Genomic DNA, 13,899 nt, shown 5'->3' with positions numbered 1-13,899 from the left:
CCTTCGAACAGGCCGAAACCCTTGAAATATGGGGGTAAATGGCTTTCTCGGCAGGCGATTTTCGTACAGCCGCCGGCCGTGCCACAGGTCACAGAACTCCCAAAGGGCGAGACACGCTGTCCGCTGAACGAAAGCGACAGATAAACTGGTCCCGGACCGTGTCGGGCGCAGCTCCCGGCGGTCCGCCAAATGATCAGCCAGCAGCCGCTGCAACCCCAGGGAGCGATGTGTCCCGCCGTCTCTTCACCTCGGAGTCCGTCACCGAGGGCCACCCCGACAAGATCGCTGACCAGATCAGCGACACCATTCTCGACGCGCTGCTCCGTGAGGACCCCCGGTCCCGCGTCGCGGTCGAGACCTTGATCACCACCGGTCTGGTGCACGTTGCGGGTGAGGTCACGACCAAGGCCTACGCCGACATCCCCACCCTCGTACGCAACAAGGTCCTCGAAATCGGCTACGACTCCTCCAAGAAGGGCTTCGACGGCGCCTCCTGCGGTGTCTCGGTGTCCATCGGCGCGCAGTCGCCCGACATCGCGCAGGGCGTCGACACCGCGTACGAGAAGCGGGTCGAGGGTTCCGCCGCGGGCGAGGAAGACGACGAGCTCGACAAGCAGGGCGCCGGTGACCAGGGCCTGATGTTCGGGTACGCCTGCGACGAGACGCCCGAGCTCATGCCGCTTCCGATCTACCTCGCGCACCGGCTCTCGCGCCGGCTCTCCGATGTCCGCAAGAACGGGACCATCCCGTACCTGCGCCCGGACGGCAAGACGCAGGTGACCATCGAGTACGACGGCGACAAGGCAGTCCGTCTCGACACGGTCGTCGTCTCCTCGCAGCACGCCAGCGACATCGACCTCGACTCGCTGCTCGCGCCCGACATCCGCGAGTTCGTCGTCGAGCACGTGCTCGGGCAGCTCATCGAGGACGGCATCAAGCTGGACACCGAGGGCTACCGGCTGCTGGTCAACCCGACCGGCCGCTTCGAGATCGGCGGCCCGATGGGCGACGCCGGTCTGACCGGCCGCAAGATCATCATCGACACCTACGGCGGCATGGCCCGCCACGGCGGTGGCGCCTTCTCGGGCAAGGACCCGTCGAAGGTCGACCGCTCCGCCGCGTACGCCATGCGCTGGGTCGCCAAGAACGTCGTCGCCGCGGGTCTCGCCGCTCGCTGTGAGGTGCAGGTCGCGTACGCGATCGGCAAGGCCGAGCCCGTCGGTCTGTTCGTCGAGACGTTCGGCACCGCCGCGATCGAGACCGAGAAGATCGAGCACGCCATCGGCGAGGTCTTCGACCTCCGCCCGGCCGCGATCATCCGCGACCTCGACCTGCTCCGCCCGATCTACGCCCAGACCGCGGCGTACGGCCACTTCGGCCGCGAGCTGCCCGACTTCACGTGGGAGCGCACGGACCGCGTGGACGCGCTGCGCACGGCGGCCGGGCTGTAGGCCCGCCGCCCTCCGTCTGTACGCCGGGGCCCGGACGCCGCACAAGGTGTCCGGGCCCCGGTGCGTGCGGGCCGCCGGGTGGGACGCCAAGGCCGCTTGTCAGTGGTGTCTGGTAGGAATTTGGCTGTGAGCAGCGACAACGAGCGATCCGAGGACCCCGAGCGCGGGGCCCCGGAGCAGCTTGCGCTGATTCGGGAGACGGTACGGCAGGCGAAGGTGCCGCGGGCCAAGCCCCGGACCTGGCGCGGCGCCGCGCTCGCCAAGGAGCTGCCCGTCGCCCGGGTGCTCGTCAACAAGGGCGCGCTCCATCTCGACCAGTACTTCGACTACGCCGTGCCCGAGGAGCTGGACGCCGATGCCCAGCCCGGAGTGCGGGTGCGGGTGCGGTTCGGGGCCGGGGCGCGCCATGTCCGCGGCGGTCGGCGCGAGGGGGGCGGGCTGATCGACGGATTCCTCGTCGAGCGGCTCGCCGAATCGGACTACACGGGAGCCCTCGCCGCGCTCGCCTATGTCGTTTCGCCGGAACCGGTGCTGGGACCGGAGCTGCTCACCCTCGCACGGGCCGTCGCCGACCGCTACGCGGGCAGCCTCGCCGATGTGCTGCAGCTGGCTGTGCCGCCCAGGAACGGACGGGCCGAGTCCAAGCCCTCGCCCGCCCCCCTGCCACCGCCCCCCGCGCCCTCGGCGGGGAGCTGGGAACGGTACGCGCAGGGGCCGGCGTTCCTGCGCGCGCTGGCCGGCGGCGGTGCGCCCCGGGCCGTATGGACCGCGCTGCCCGGACCGCACTGGCCCGAGGAGATCGCCAGGGCCATGGCCGCGACGCTCGCCTCCGGGCGCGGCGCACTCGTCGTCGTGCCGGACGGGCGGACCGCGGGGCGGGTGGATGCCGCGCTCACCGGACTGCTCGGCAAGGGGCATCACGCACTGCTGACCGCCGACTCCGGACCGGAGAAGCGGTACCGGGAGTGGCTCGGCGTGCGGCGAGGCTCCGTGCGGGCCGTCGTGGGGACGAGGGCCGCGATGTTCGCGCCCGTCACCGATCTCGGCCTGGTCGCCGTCTGGGACGACGGGGACTCCAGCCACAGCGACGACCACGCCCCCTTCCCGCACGTCCGCGAGGTGCTCGAACTACGGGCGGCGCACGGCCGGTGCGCATTCCTGCTCGGCGGTACGAACTGCACCGTGGAGGCCGCCCAGCTGGTGGAGAGCGGCTGGGCGCTGCCGCTGCGTGCGGACCGGGAGCAGCTGCGGATCGCCGCGCCGTTGGTGAGGACGGTCGGCGACGGGGAGCTGGCGCGGGACGGTGCCGCGCGGGCGGCCCGGCTGCCCAGTCTGGCCTGGCAGACGGTACGGGACGGGCTGCGCAGCGGCCCCGTCCTGGTCCAGGTGCCGCGCCGCGGCTACGCGCCGCGGCTGGCCTGTGAGCGCTGCCGGGAACCCGCTCGGTGCAGGCACTGCGCCGGACCGCTGCAGGCACCGGACCAACGTGATCTCAACTGTGCCTGGTGCGGGCGGGCCGAGACCGCGTGGCACTGTGTCGCCTGCGGGTCCGATCGGCTGCGGGCCCGCATCGTCGGCGCCCGCCGGACCGCCGAGGAGCTGGGCCGGGCGTTCCCCGCCGTGCCCGTACGGACGTCGGGCCGCGATCACATCCTGGATTCGGTGCCGCAGGCGCCGGCGCTGGTGGTCAGCACGCCGGGTGCCGAACCCGTCGCCGAGGGCGGCTACGCGGCGGCGCTGCTGCTGGACGGCTGGGCGATGGTCGGGCGCCCCGACCTGCGGGCGGGCGAGGAGGCGCTGCGCCGCTGGACGGCCGCGGCCTCGCTGGTACGGGGACAGCCGGAGGGCGGCACGGTGGTGATCGTCGCCGAACCGACGCTGCGGCCGGTGCAGGCCCTGGTGCGCTGGGACCCGGTCGGACACGCCCGCCGCGAGCTGGCGGAGCGCGCCGAGCTCGGCTTTCCGCCGGTGTCCCGGATGGCCGCGGTGACGGGCTCGCCGGACGCGCTCGCCGCGTTTCTCACGGCTGCGGAACTGCCACCGGAGACCCAGGTGCTCGGCCCGGTCCCGGTGCCCGGTGCCGAACCCGGCAGGCCCCGCCGGTTCGGCGACGCACCGCCGGGGGAGTCCTGGGAGCGGGCGCTGCTCAGAGTCCCTCCGGGGTGCGGGGCAGCGCTCGCGGCCGCGTTGAAGGCGGCGCAGGCGGCGCGGTTGTCCCGGGGCAGTGGTGAACAGGTCCGGATCAGGGTGGATCCGCCGGACATCGGGTGACGGCGAGGTGCTGCCGGGCGCGGGTCGACCGGGGGCCGGGCGTGGAGACGCGGCTGCCCCGCCGTGCGTGGGGCGCGGCGGGGCAGGAGTGGGGTGGTCAGCCGTTGCGTGGGCCGGGGAAGACCCCCGGGCGCAGGTCCTCGCGCAGTGTCGGACGCTCCGCCGACGGCTGCGGGGGCATGGAGCGTGCGGCGGGCACGACGGGCAGGCTCGACGCGTTGGAGGGGCCGGGGGCGGCGGGCAGTGGGCGCGGCACCGCGGTCTCCGCGACGGCCTCCGCCGCCCCCGGCTGACGGGTGTTGCGGCGAGCGCCGTAGCGGCGGTGGACCGCCTGCTTGGTGACTCCGAGCGCGGAGCCCACCGCGTCCCAGGAGAAGCCCAGCGAGCGGTCGAAATCCACCGCTGCGGTGACCAGGGTCTCGACGCTGTCGCGCAGTTCCTGTGCCAGCCTGACAGTGGGGGCCGGGGCCCTGCCGTAGACGACGAAGCCCGTGGACGGGCCGGAGCGGCGCGGACGGTAGACGTTGCCCAGTTGGGCGGTGAGCGTGCGCAGCGCGTCCACCTGCCGCCGGACCCGCTCGATGTCCCGCACCAACAGGTGCAGGCTGGCCCGCGCTTGAGCGTCGTGGGTTGCGTGGTCGGCCATGAAGAAGCCTCTCGAACCGGCGTTGAAAGGGATAGGGCCGCTCCATGGCGGCTCGCTTCGGTCAATCTCTCTTGACCAACGCGGCAGCCGGGGGTCTGGTCACGCTGGAGGGGCGCGTGCGCATGTCCAAGGGGCGCGCAGTGATGCGTACGCCCCCCGGTCGCGTGGCCCATAGACTTGTGCGTTGCTCGTCACCGTACGTTTCGGCCTGAGAGGCAGTCAGCCACCCATGAAGCTCGTCTTCGCAGGCACCCCCGAGGTAGCCGTACCCGCCCTGGACGCACTGATCGCCTCCGACCGGCACGAGGTGGCCGCAGTCGTCACCCGGCCCGACGCCCCTGCCGGGCGAGGCCGCCGCCTGGTCGCCAGCCCTGTCGCCGAGCGCGCCGAGGAGGCCGGGATCGAGGTGCTCAAGCCCGCCCGGCCGCGCGACGAGGACTTCCTGGCGCGGCTGCGGGAGATCGCCCCGGACTGCTGTCCGGTCGTCGCCTACGGGGCGCTGCTGCCCAAGGTCACGCTCGACGTACCCGCCCACGGCTGGGTCAACCTCCACTTCTCGCTGCTGCCCGCCTGGCGCGGCGCGGCCCCCGTGCAGCACTCGATCATGGCCGGGGACGAGGTGACCGGCGCGTCGACCTTCCTGATCGAGGAGGGGCTCGACTCCGGCCCGGTCTACGGCGTCCTCACCGAAGAGGTACGGCCCATCGACACCAGCGGTGATCTGCTCACCCGGCTGGCGTTCGCCGGTGCCGGGCTGCTCGTCGCGACCATGGACGGCATCGAGGACGGCACGCTGCACGCCGTGCCGCAGCCCGCCGAGGGAGTCACCCTCGCACCGAAGATCACCGTCGAGGACGCCCGGGTGCAGTGGTCCGCCCCTGCCCTGCGGGTCGATCGTGTGGTGCGCGGCTGCACGCCCGCTCCCGGTGCGTGGACGGTGTTCCGGGGGGAACGGCTGAAGCTGATCCAGGCGGTGCCCGTGCTGGACCGCGCGGATCTGGCGCCCGGCGAGCTGTCCGCCGCCAAGAACAATGTGTACGTCGGCACCGGGTCGCACGCCGTCGAGCTGCTCTGGGTGCAGCCGCAGGGCAAGAAGCCGATGCGGGCCGCCGACTGGGCCCGCGGGGTGCGGATCGTCCACGGCGAGCTGCTGGGGAGCTAGTGCCCCTCCCGGCAAGCTTTGCCCCGTCGCGCCGCCCAGCGCGCACGCTCGCCGCGTTGGCCAAAAGCCCTGGTAGCTCCGCTACAAGGACTTCCGACCGCCTTGCGATCGCACGCACTGGACGACGCTCCTTCCGGGCAAACACTGCCGGTCGCGGCATTAGGGTCTCTCGCTCGGATCCTGCCGGGCTCGCGTGCCCCGGTGCCGTGACCCGAGAGGTCTGCCGGGCCTCGCGAGCCGGTGGACCTCTCAGGTCGGGTCGCCGCACCGGGAAACCGGGGGACGGGGCGGCGACGTAGGCTGGGAGGGTTCGTCCTCTCATCATCAGCGGAGCACCTTTCACGTGAACGACCAGCAGCGTCGCCGTCCCGCCAAGCCGCATCGCCGTCCCAAGAAGGACCCCGTCCGGTTCCTCGCCTTCGAAGCGCTCAGGGCCGTCGACGAACGTGACGCGTACGCCAACCTCGTACTGCCCCCGCTCCTGAAGAAGGCCCGTGCCAAGGGCGACTTCGACAACCGGGACGCGGCGCTGGCGACCGAGCTGGTCTACGGGACGCTGCGTCGCCAGGGGACGTACGACGCGATCGTCGCGGCCTGCATCGACCGGCCGCTGCGTGAGGTCGACCCGCCGGTCCTCGATGTGCTCAACATGGGTGTGCACCAGCTGCTCGGCACCCGTATCCCCACCCATGCCGCGGTCTCCGCCAGCGTGGAACTGGCCCGGGTGGTGCTCGGCGAGGGCCGGGCCAAGTTCGTCAACGCCGTTCTGCGGAAGGTCTCCGCGGACGACCTCGACGGCTGGGTCGCGCGCGTCGCCCCGGCCTACGACGAGGACGCCGAGGACCACCTCGCCGTCGTGCACTCGCATCCGCGATGGGTCGTGTCCGCCCTCTGGGACGCGCTGGGCGGTGGCCGTGCCGGGATCGAGGACCTCCTCGAAGCGGACAACGAAAGGCCGGAGGTCACCCTGGTGGCCCGCCCCGGCCGTGCCACCACCGTCGAGCTGCTCACCGCTCTCGGCGACGAGAACGGCCTGCCCGGCCGCTGGTCGCCCTACGCGGTACGGATGGCGGAGGGCGGCGAGCCCGGTGCCCTGACGGCCGTGCGGGAGAGTCGCGCCGGGGTCCAGGACGAGGGCAGCCAGCTGGTGGCCGCCGCCCTCGCCGCCGCGCCGGTGGAGGGCAGCGACACCCGGTGGCTCGACGGCTGTGCGGGGCCCGGCGGCAAGGCCGCCCTCCTCGGCGCGCTCGCCGCCGAACGCGGCGCCGCCCTGCTCGCCGCGGAGAAGCAGCCGCACCGGGCCCGCCTCGTCGAGCGCGCGCTGGCCGGCAACCCCGGCCCGTACCAGGTGATCACTGCCGACGGCACCCGCCCGCCGTGGCGGCCGGGCAGCTTCGACCGGGTCCTGATGGATGTGCCGTGCTCGGGCCTCGGCGCGCTGCGCCGCCGCCCGGAGGCCCGGTGGCGTCGGCGCCCGGAGGATCTGGAGAGCTTCGCCCCGCTGCAGCGCGGTCTGCTGCGCGAGGCCATGAAGGCGGTACGGGTCGGCGGCGTCGTCGGCTACGCGACCTGTTCCCCGCATCTCGCGGAGACCCGGGTCGTCGTCGAGGACGTGCTCAAGGGGCGCGGCGGGCAGCCGGTCGAGGCGGAGTGGATCGACGTCCGCCCGCTGATGCCGGGAGTGCCGGCGCTCGGCGAAGGCCCCGATGTCCAGCTCTGGCCGCACCTGCACGGAACCGACGCGATGTACCTGGCCCTGCTGCGGCGCACCGCCTGAATCGGCCGGAACGGGGAGGCGGGCCCGCTCGCACCGGGGCCCGCACCGCCCCCGGAGAGCGCTTCGCGGGCTGAAAAGCCCGGATCGCCCGGCCGGACGGCCCGGATTCGGCGAACTGTAATGATCCCGTGAGGCTTTGGCCCGCACCAGGGCGGGGAAGTGCTGCGGAACATGGCAGGCTTGGCACATGGCCCAGATCAATCCCAGCATCTTGTCCGCCGACTTCGCCCGCCTCGCCGAGGAGGCGAAGGCAGTCGAAGGTGCCGACTGGCTCCATGTCGACGTGATGGACAACCACTTCGTGCCCAACCTGACCCTCGGCGTACCGATCGTGGAATCGCTCAGCCGGGCCACGGACACCCCGCTGGACTGCCACCTGATGATCGAGGACCCGGACCGCTGGGCGCCTCAGTACGTCGAGGCGGGCGCCGGTTCCGTCACCTTCCATGTGGAGGCCGCCGCCGCCCCGGTACGGCTGGCGCGGGAGATCCGGGCCAAGGGCGCCCGCGCCTCCATGGCGCTCAAGCCCGCCACGCCCATCGAGCCGTACGAGGACCTGCTCCCCGAGCTTGACATGCTGCTGATCATGACGGTGGAGCCGGGCTTCGGCGGCCAGGCGTTCCTGGACATCATGCTGCCGAAGATCCGCCGCACCCGTGAGCTGATCTCCAAGCACGGACTCGAACTGTGGCTCCAGGTGGACGGCGGCGTCTCCGCCTCCACGATCGAGCGGTGTGCCGACGCCGGCGCGGACGTGTTCGTCGCCGGCTCGGCGGTGTACGGGGCCGGGGACCCCGCCGAGGCGGTGCGCGCACTGCGAACCAGGGCGGACGAGGCCACCGCCGCGGCGGCCTGGGCGTGCCGTCACTGACGCCGGGACCTGCCGCGGCCCCGATTACGGGTCGGCCCGGCCAAGGGCAGATGAACGTGGTCCGACGGGACCGGTCAGGGATCGCCGGATCTGACAGGATGAACGGCGTATCGAGAGTGTGAACAGCAGTGAGGAGATCGCGGTGTCTGCAATGTCGGCGGGACGGTCCGCCCTGCGGATGGGGCCCGCGGAGCTGGTGCAGGCGGCGGCCATGGCCCGCCGCTTCTACCTCGAAGGAAAGTCGAAGATCCAGATCGCCGAGGAGTTCGGCGTCAGCCGCTTCAAGGTGGCCCGGGTCCTGGAGACGGCTCTGGAGCGCGACCTCGTACGGATCGAGATCCGCGTTCCCGCCGAGCTGGACGCCGAGCGGTCCGACGCTCTCCGAGCTCGCTACGGGCTGCGTCACGCGGTCGTCGTCGAATCTCCCGCGGAGGAGCAGGACGACGCACCCGACCCGGAGAATCTGGGGGAGGTCGCGGCCGACCTCCTCGGCGAACTGGTGAACGAGGGCGATGTGCTGGGCCTGGCCTGGGGCCGGTCCACCATCCACATGGCGGCGGCGCTCGACCGGCTGCCGCCGTGCACGGTCGTGCAGCTCACCGGGGTGTACGACGCGGGAACGGCGGAGCGCGGCTCGGTCGAGGCGGTCCGGCGGGCCGCCCAGGTGGCCGGCGGCGAGGCCCACCCGATCTATGCGCCGATGCTGCTGCCCGACCCGGCCACGGCCGCCGCGCTGCGTCACCAGACCGGGATCGCCCGTGCCTTCGAGTACTTCGACAAGGTGACGGTCGCCGCGGTCTCCATCGGTTCCTGGGAGCCGGGCATCTCCACCGTCCACGACATGCTCTCGGACGAGGAGCGGGCGCACTACGCCTCGCTCGGCGTCGCCGCGGAGATGTCCGCGCACCTCTTCGACAAGGAGGGGCGGCGGGTCGGCCGGGACCTGGGGGAGCGGTGCATCACGGTCGAGGCCGACCGGCTGCGCCGGATCCCGGAGGTGGTGGCGATCGCGGGCGGCCAGCGCAAGGCCGCGGCGATCGGGGCGGTGCTGCGGTCCGGTCTGGTCACCAGCCTGGTGACGGACACGGCGGCGGCCGACTATCTGCTGACCGAGTCGGCGGCGCCGCGGCGGCCCGCCCTGGAGCGCGCGGACCCGGACGGGGACTGAGCTCCTCCGAGTGGGCGGTGGCGGTGATCCGTACCGTCCCCGCCCGACGCGCGGGACCGGCCCGGACAGCCGATGAGCCGTCCGGGCGGGATTCCTGCCCGGCGGGTCAGTCCCGGGCCGCGCCCAGGACCGTCGACTCCAGGTACTGCTCCGGCGCGCTGTACTGGCTCACATCGGCGGGGTTGTAGCGGGGCGTCTGCCGCGACCAGTCCAGATTGCCGCGCATCCAGCTCCGCATCCCGTCCAGGTACGGCGTGAGCATCCAGGAAAGCTGCGGGTACGCGGCCAGCAGCTCGGCCTCGGCGGTGAGGAACCGCTCCGTCTCCGCGGCGATCTCCGCGCAGACGTGTGCGAGCGCCTCCTGCTTGCCGTATCCGCGGTGGTGACGGACCAGATGGACGAGATTGTGGATCTCGCCGAGCACCTGTTCCTTCTCGTACGAGTACACGTCGTTGGCCCAGCACACGACATTGCACGACGCTTCGAGCGCGGTGATGAACCGGGAGTCGTTGTGGATCGACTCGGGAGCCTCGATCCCGGCCACGATCTCTATCAGGTCCATGCAGACATGTATCGCGCCGGTGTGGCGGCGCTTGGCGATGTAGGTCTCCTCGGACGGCACCACGCCCGCCGCCCGGTTCCCGGCCTCCCAGGTGGTGGTCGTGGTGAGGTACGTGGTCAGGTGCCAGCCGAACCGGGTGCGCCAGTGCGCGGCCGCGGTCGGCATCGTCCGTTCCCACAGATCGACCAGGGCCACCACGGCGGCGGGAAGGTCCTCGTCCGGCAGGGTGCCCGTGCCCTTGCCCTCGATCACGGAACACATCACCGCGACCACATCACGTACCCGCTCGGGGCTGCGGCCGAGATGTCCGTCGTCGAGCTGGTCGTCGACGAGGAACAGCCACACGAACCAGTCGGCGACGAGGTCGAGGTTCTTGCCGTCGGCGGTCGGGTACACCATGCCGACGAACGCGCCGAAGTCCGCTTGCTCGAAGCGCTTCCTGGCTGAATCACGGTGCACCAGACCGGTGTTGCGGATCCAGCTGTCGAGGTGGACTCGGGTGTGCCCGACGTGCGGATTCGTCCGCTGGGGGAACGGGCAGTAGATGTCCGGCAGTTCGCTCTCCACGGGTGGGTCGTGATCCTCTCCGGTCGTACGGGTGACGGAAGTTGTGACCTCTCCGCCTGTTCCTCCGGGGCGCAGTGGTGACCCACGGGACCTGCGGGTTTGAAGCTACCCGACCCTTTGTCGCCAGGTCCAGGGAAGATGATCGCGAATGATTCGCACGCCGTTCGGGTAGGGTCCGTGAGCAAGGCAGGTTCCACTTGCCCCGGACTCCCGCGGTTCCCTTGGAGGAACATACGAGCGCGGGGGTCGTTTGCTGTGTCTTCGTGGAAGCGACCTGCTCCGTTTCGTATGAATAAATGAGCTTATGCGTTTTCTTGAGCCCGGCACCGGTCGCTACACAGAGTCCCCTTCGGTCCCGTACGACCTCACGTACGACGATGTCTTCATGGTTCCGGGCCGTTCGGCGGTCGGTTCTCGCCAGGGTGTCGATCTCTCCGCGCCCGACGGCACAGGCACCACCATTCCGCTCGTCGTCGCGAACATGACGGCCATCGCGGGCCGCCGGATGGCCGAAACGGTCGCCCGTCGCGGCGGGCTCGTCGTCATCCCCCAGGACATCCCGATCGAGGTCGTCACCGATGTCGTCTCCTGGGTGAAAACGCGCCACCTGGTGCTGGACACGCCGATCGTGCTGACCCCGGGCCAGACGGTCGCCGACGCGCTGTCCCTGCTGCCCAAGCGCGCGCACGGCGCGGGCGTCGTCGTCGACGAGGACCGGCGCCCCGTCGGTGTCGTCACCGATCACGACCTGACCGGCGTCGACCGCTTCACCCAGCTGTCCGAGGTCATGTCCAGGGACCTGGTGCTGCTCGACGCGGACATCGACCCGCGCGACGCGTTCAACAAGCTCGACGGCGCCCACCGCAAGCTCGCCCCCGCGGTCGACGCGGACGGCCGGCTCGTCGGCATCCTCACTCGTAAGGCCGCACTGCGCGCCACTCTGTACACCCCCGCCACCGACGCCGACGGTGCGCTGCGGATCGCCGCGGCCGTGGGGATCAACGGCGATGTCGCGGGCAAGGCCAAGCAACTGCTCGACGCGGGTGTCGACACACTCGTCGTGGACACCGCCCACGGCCACCAGGAGTCCATGATCAACGCGGTCAGGGCCGTCCGGGCGCTCGACCCGCAGGTGCCGATCGTCGCGGGCAACATCGTCGCCGCCGCGGGTGTGCGCGACCTCGTCGAGGCTGGCGCGGACATCATCAAGGTCGGTGTCGGCCCCGGCGCCATGTGTACCACCCGGATGATGACCGGCGTGGGGCGCCCGCAGTTCTCCGCCGTCCTGGAGTGCGCCGCCGAGGCGAAGAAGTACGGCAAGCACGTCTGGGCCGACGGCGGCGTCCGTCACCCGCGCGATGTCGCGATGGCGCTCGCCGCGGGCGCGTCCAACGTGATGATCGGTTCCTGGTTCGCCGGTACGTACGAGTCGCCGGGCGACCTCCAGCAGTCCGCCGACGGCCGCTTCTACAAGGAGTCCTTCGGCATGGCCTCCGCGCGTGCGGTGAAGAACCGCACGTCGGACGAGTCGGCGTACGACCGCGCCCGCAAGGCGCTCTTCGAGGAGGGCATCTCCACCTCGCGGATGTTCCTCGACCCGGCCCGGCCCGGCGTCGAGGACCTGATCGACTCGATCATCGCGGGCGTCCGCTCCTCCTGCACCTACGCCGGGGCGGCCTCCCTGGAGGAGTTCGCCGAGAAGGCCGTCGTCGGGGTGCAGAGCGCCGCCGGCTACGCCGAGGGCAAGCCGCTGCACGCCAGCTGGAGCTGATCCCGCGCTTTCGCACCACTCTTGCCCCTCACGGCCGTTCGCGCCGTGGGGGGCAACGTCGTTCTCGGGCGTCCTCGGACATCGGGGATGTCCGATTCCGGCCCTCGGATCCCGTGGTGATCCGCTTCAACCCCATTGAAATGTAAGTAATATGAAGCGCAATCAGCTGCCCGCCTCTCTGCGGTAAGGGATCTCATGTCCTTCTTCACCGACCTGGCCCATCAGTACATCGACGGAGAGTGGAGGCCGGGCAAGGGCTCCTGGGACATCATCGACTTCAATCCGTACAACGGGGAGAAGCTCGCCTCGATCACGGTCGCCACGGCCGAGGAGGTGGACCAGGCGTACCGGTCCGCCGAGGCCGCCCAGCGGGCATGGGGCGACACCAACCCGTACACCCGTCGGCTGGTGCTGGAGCGGGCGCTGCGCATCGTCGAGGAGCGCGAGTCCGAGATCAGCGACGCGATCGTCGCGGAACTCGGCGGTACCCGGCTGAAGGCCGCCTTCGAGCTGCATCTCGTCAAGGAGTTCCTGCGGGAGTCGATCCAGCTCGCGCTGCGGCCCGCCGGGCAGATCCTGCCCTCGCCGACCGAGGGCAAGGAGAACCGTGTCTACCGGGTGCCCGTCGGCGTGGTGGGTGTCATCAGCCCCTTCAACTTCCCGTTCCTGCTGTCGCTGAAGTCGGTCGCCCCCGCGCTGGCGCTCGGCAACGCCGTGGTGCTCAAGCCGCACCAGAACACCCCGGTCTGCGGCGGCACGCTGGTGGCCAAGGTGTTCGAGGAGGCGGGGCTGCCGGCCGGGCTCCTGAACGTCGTGGTCACCGATATCGCCGAGATCGGTGACGCGCTGCTGGAGCACCCCGTTCCGCAGGTCATCTCCTTCACCGGCTCGGACAAGGTGGGACGGCACGTCGCCACGGTGTGCGCGGCGCACCTCAAGCGCGCCGTGCTCGAACTCGGCGGCAACAGCGCACTCATCGTCCTCGACGACGCCGATCTGGACTACGCCGTGGACGCGGCCGTGTTCAGCCGTTACGTGCACCAGGGCCAGGTCTGCATGGCCGCGAACCGTATCCTGGTCGACCGGGCGGTGGAGAAGGAGTTCACCGAGAAGTTCGTGGCCAAGGTCGCGTCGCTACCGGTCGGTGACCCGGCCGACCCGCGGACCGTGATCGGCCCGCTGATCAACTCCTCCCAGGCCGAGGCCATTTCCTCGCTCGTCGACCAGACCGTCGAGGCCGGCGCGACGGCCCTGCTGCACGGTCGGACGGAAGGCAATCTGGTGAGCCCGTCCGTGCTCACCGGTCTGGCCGCCGATTCCCCCGTCCTGTCCCAGGAGATCTTCGGACCGGTCGCGCTCCTCGTGCCGTTCGACGGGGAGGACGAGGCGGTACGGATCGCCAACGACACCCCGTACGGTCTGAGCGGCGCGGTGCACACGGGCGACATCGAGCGCGGTGTACGGATCGGCCGGCGCATCCACACCGGCATGATCCACATCAACGACGGCACGGTCCACGACGAGCCCATCGTCCCGTTCGGCGGCGAGAAGAGCTCCGGCCTCGGCCGGCTGAACGGCGAGTCGATGGTCGAGGCCTTCACCACCCAGAAGTGGATCTCGGTCCAGCACGGCCGCTCGCAGTTCCCGTTCTGA

10 protein-coding genes are annotated in these 13,899 nt (G+C 71.4%); 8 read left to right on the top strand and 2 right to left on the bottom strand.

The features are described 5' to 3' along the window. Positions 1 to 227: 227 nt before the first annotated feature. Positions 228 to 1,451 carry a methionine adenosyltransferase gene (gene metK / locus ABZ826_RS07880; RefSeq protein ID WP_361443894.1) on the top strand — a complete coding sequence of 408 codons (1,224 nt, stop codon included), beginning with the start codon at positions 228 to 230 and terminating at the stop codon, positions 1,449 to 1,451. A gap of 126 nt (positions 1,452 to 1,577) precedes the next feature. Further along, a complete protein-coding gene (locus ABZ826_RS07875) occupies positions 1,578 to 3,722 on the top strand; it encodes a primosomal protein N' (protein ID WP_361443891.1) in 2,145 nt (714 codons plus the stop codon). A 97-nt stretch (positions 3,723 to 3,819) separates the two neighbouring features. On the opposite strand, the gene ABZ826_RS07870 is transcribed toward ABZ826_RS07875, so the two are convergent. Then, entirely contained in the window at positions 3,820 to 4,368 is a 549-nt protein-coding gene (locus ABZ826_RS07870) for a hypothetical protein (RefSeq protein WP_361443888.1), read from the bottom strand. A gap of 229 nt (positions 4,369 to 4,597) precedes the next feature. Here ABZ826_RS07870 and fmt point away from each other — a divergent pair, with 229 nt between their 5' ends. From fmt to ABZ826_RS07850, 4 genes are all read left to right on the top strand, one after another. Continuing rightward, positions 4,598 to 5,530, top strand: coding sequence for a methionyl-tRNA formyltransferase (gene fmt, locus ABZ826_RS07865; RefSeq protein ID WP_361443885.1), 933 nt, complete (start codon positions 4,598 to 4,600; stop codon positions 5,528 to 5,530). 343 nt (positions 5,531 to 5,873) lie between these two features. Beyond that, a complete protein-coding gene (locus tag ABZ826_RS07860; protein WP_361443882.1) occupies positions 5,874 to 7,307 on the top strand; it encodes a transcription antitermination factor NusB in 1,434 nt (477 codons plus the stop codon). Positions 7,308 to 7,494: 187 nt separating this feature from the next. Next, positions 7,495 to 8,178, top strand: coding sequence for a ribulose-phosphate 3-epimerase (gene rpe / locus ABZ826_RS07855; protein WP_361443879.1), 684 nt, complete (start codon positions 7,495 to 7,497; stop codon positions 8,176 to 8,178). Positions 8,179 to 8,329: 151 nt separating this feature from the next. Beyond that, on the top strand, positions 8,330 to 9,346 hold the full coding sequence (locus ABZ826_RS07850) for a sugar-binding domain-containing protein (RefSeq protein ID WP_361444367.1): 1,017 nt from the start codon (positions 8,330 to 8,332) through the stop codon (positions 9,344 to 9,346). A 106-nt stretch (positions 9,347 to 9,452) separates the two neighbouring features. On the opposite strand, the gene ABZ826_RS07845 is transcribed toward ABZ826_RS07850, so the two are convergent. Beyond that, complete coding sequence (locus ABZ826_RS07845) at positions 9,453 to 10,475, bottom strand: terpene cyclase (RefSeq protein WP_361443876.1); 1,023 nt, start codon at positions 10,473 to 10,475, stop codon at positions 9,453 to 9,455. 304 nt (positions 10,476 to 10,779) lie between these two features. Between ABZ826_RS07845 and ABZ826_RS07840 the strand changes: the two genes are divergently transcribed. Both ABZ826_RS07840 and ABZ826_RS07835 read left to right on the top strand, forming a co-directional pair. Further along, entirely contained in the window at positions 10,780 to 12,246 is a 1,467-nt protein-coding gene (locus tag ABZ826_RS07840; protein WP_361443873.1) for a GuaB1 family IMP dehydrogenase-related protein, read from the top strand. A 195-nt stretch (positions 12,247 to 12,441) separates the two neighbouring features. Further along, positions 12,442 to 13,899, top strand: coding sequence for an aldehyde dehydrogenase family protein (locus tag ABZ826_RS07835; protein ID WP_361443870.1), 1,458 nt, complete (start codon positions 12,442 to 12,444; stop codon positions 13,897 to 13,899).

The organism is Streptomyces sp. NPDC047515, assembly GCF_040643055.1.
Taxonomy (GTDB): domain Bacteria; phylum Actinomycetota; class Actinomycetes; order Streptomycetales; family Streptomycetaceae; genus Streptomyces.
This window is presented reverse-complemented; position numbering and strand designations above follow the sequence as displayed.

Coding starts and splice junctions, on each gene's coding strand:
- fmt (WP_361443885.1), top strand. CDS start 4,598: ATGAAGCTCGTCTTCGCAGGCACCCCCGAGGTAGCCGTACCCGCCCTG.
- ABZ826_RS07835 (WP_361443870.1), top strand. CDS start 12,442: ATGTCCTTCTTCACCGACCTGGCCCATCAGTACATCGACGGAGAGTGG.
- ABZ826_RS07850 (WP_361444367.1), top strand. CDS start 8,330: ATGTCGGCGGGACGGTCCGCCCTGCGGATGGGGCCCGCGGAGCTGGTG.
- ABZ826_RS07840 (WP_361443873.1), top strand. CDS start 10,780: ATGCGTTTTCTTGAGCCCGGCACCGGTCGCTACACAGAGTCCCCTTCG.
- rpe (WP_361443879.1), top strand. CDS start 7,495: ATGGCCCAGATCAATCCCAGCATCTTGTCCGCCGACTTCGCCCGCCTC.
- ABZ826_RS07870 (WP_361443888.1), bottom strand. CDS start 4,368: ATGGCCGACCACGCAACCCACGACGCTCAAGCGCGGGCCAGCCTGCAC.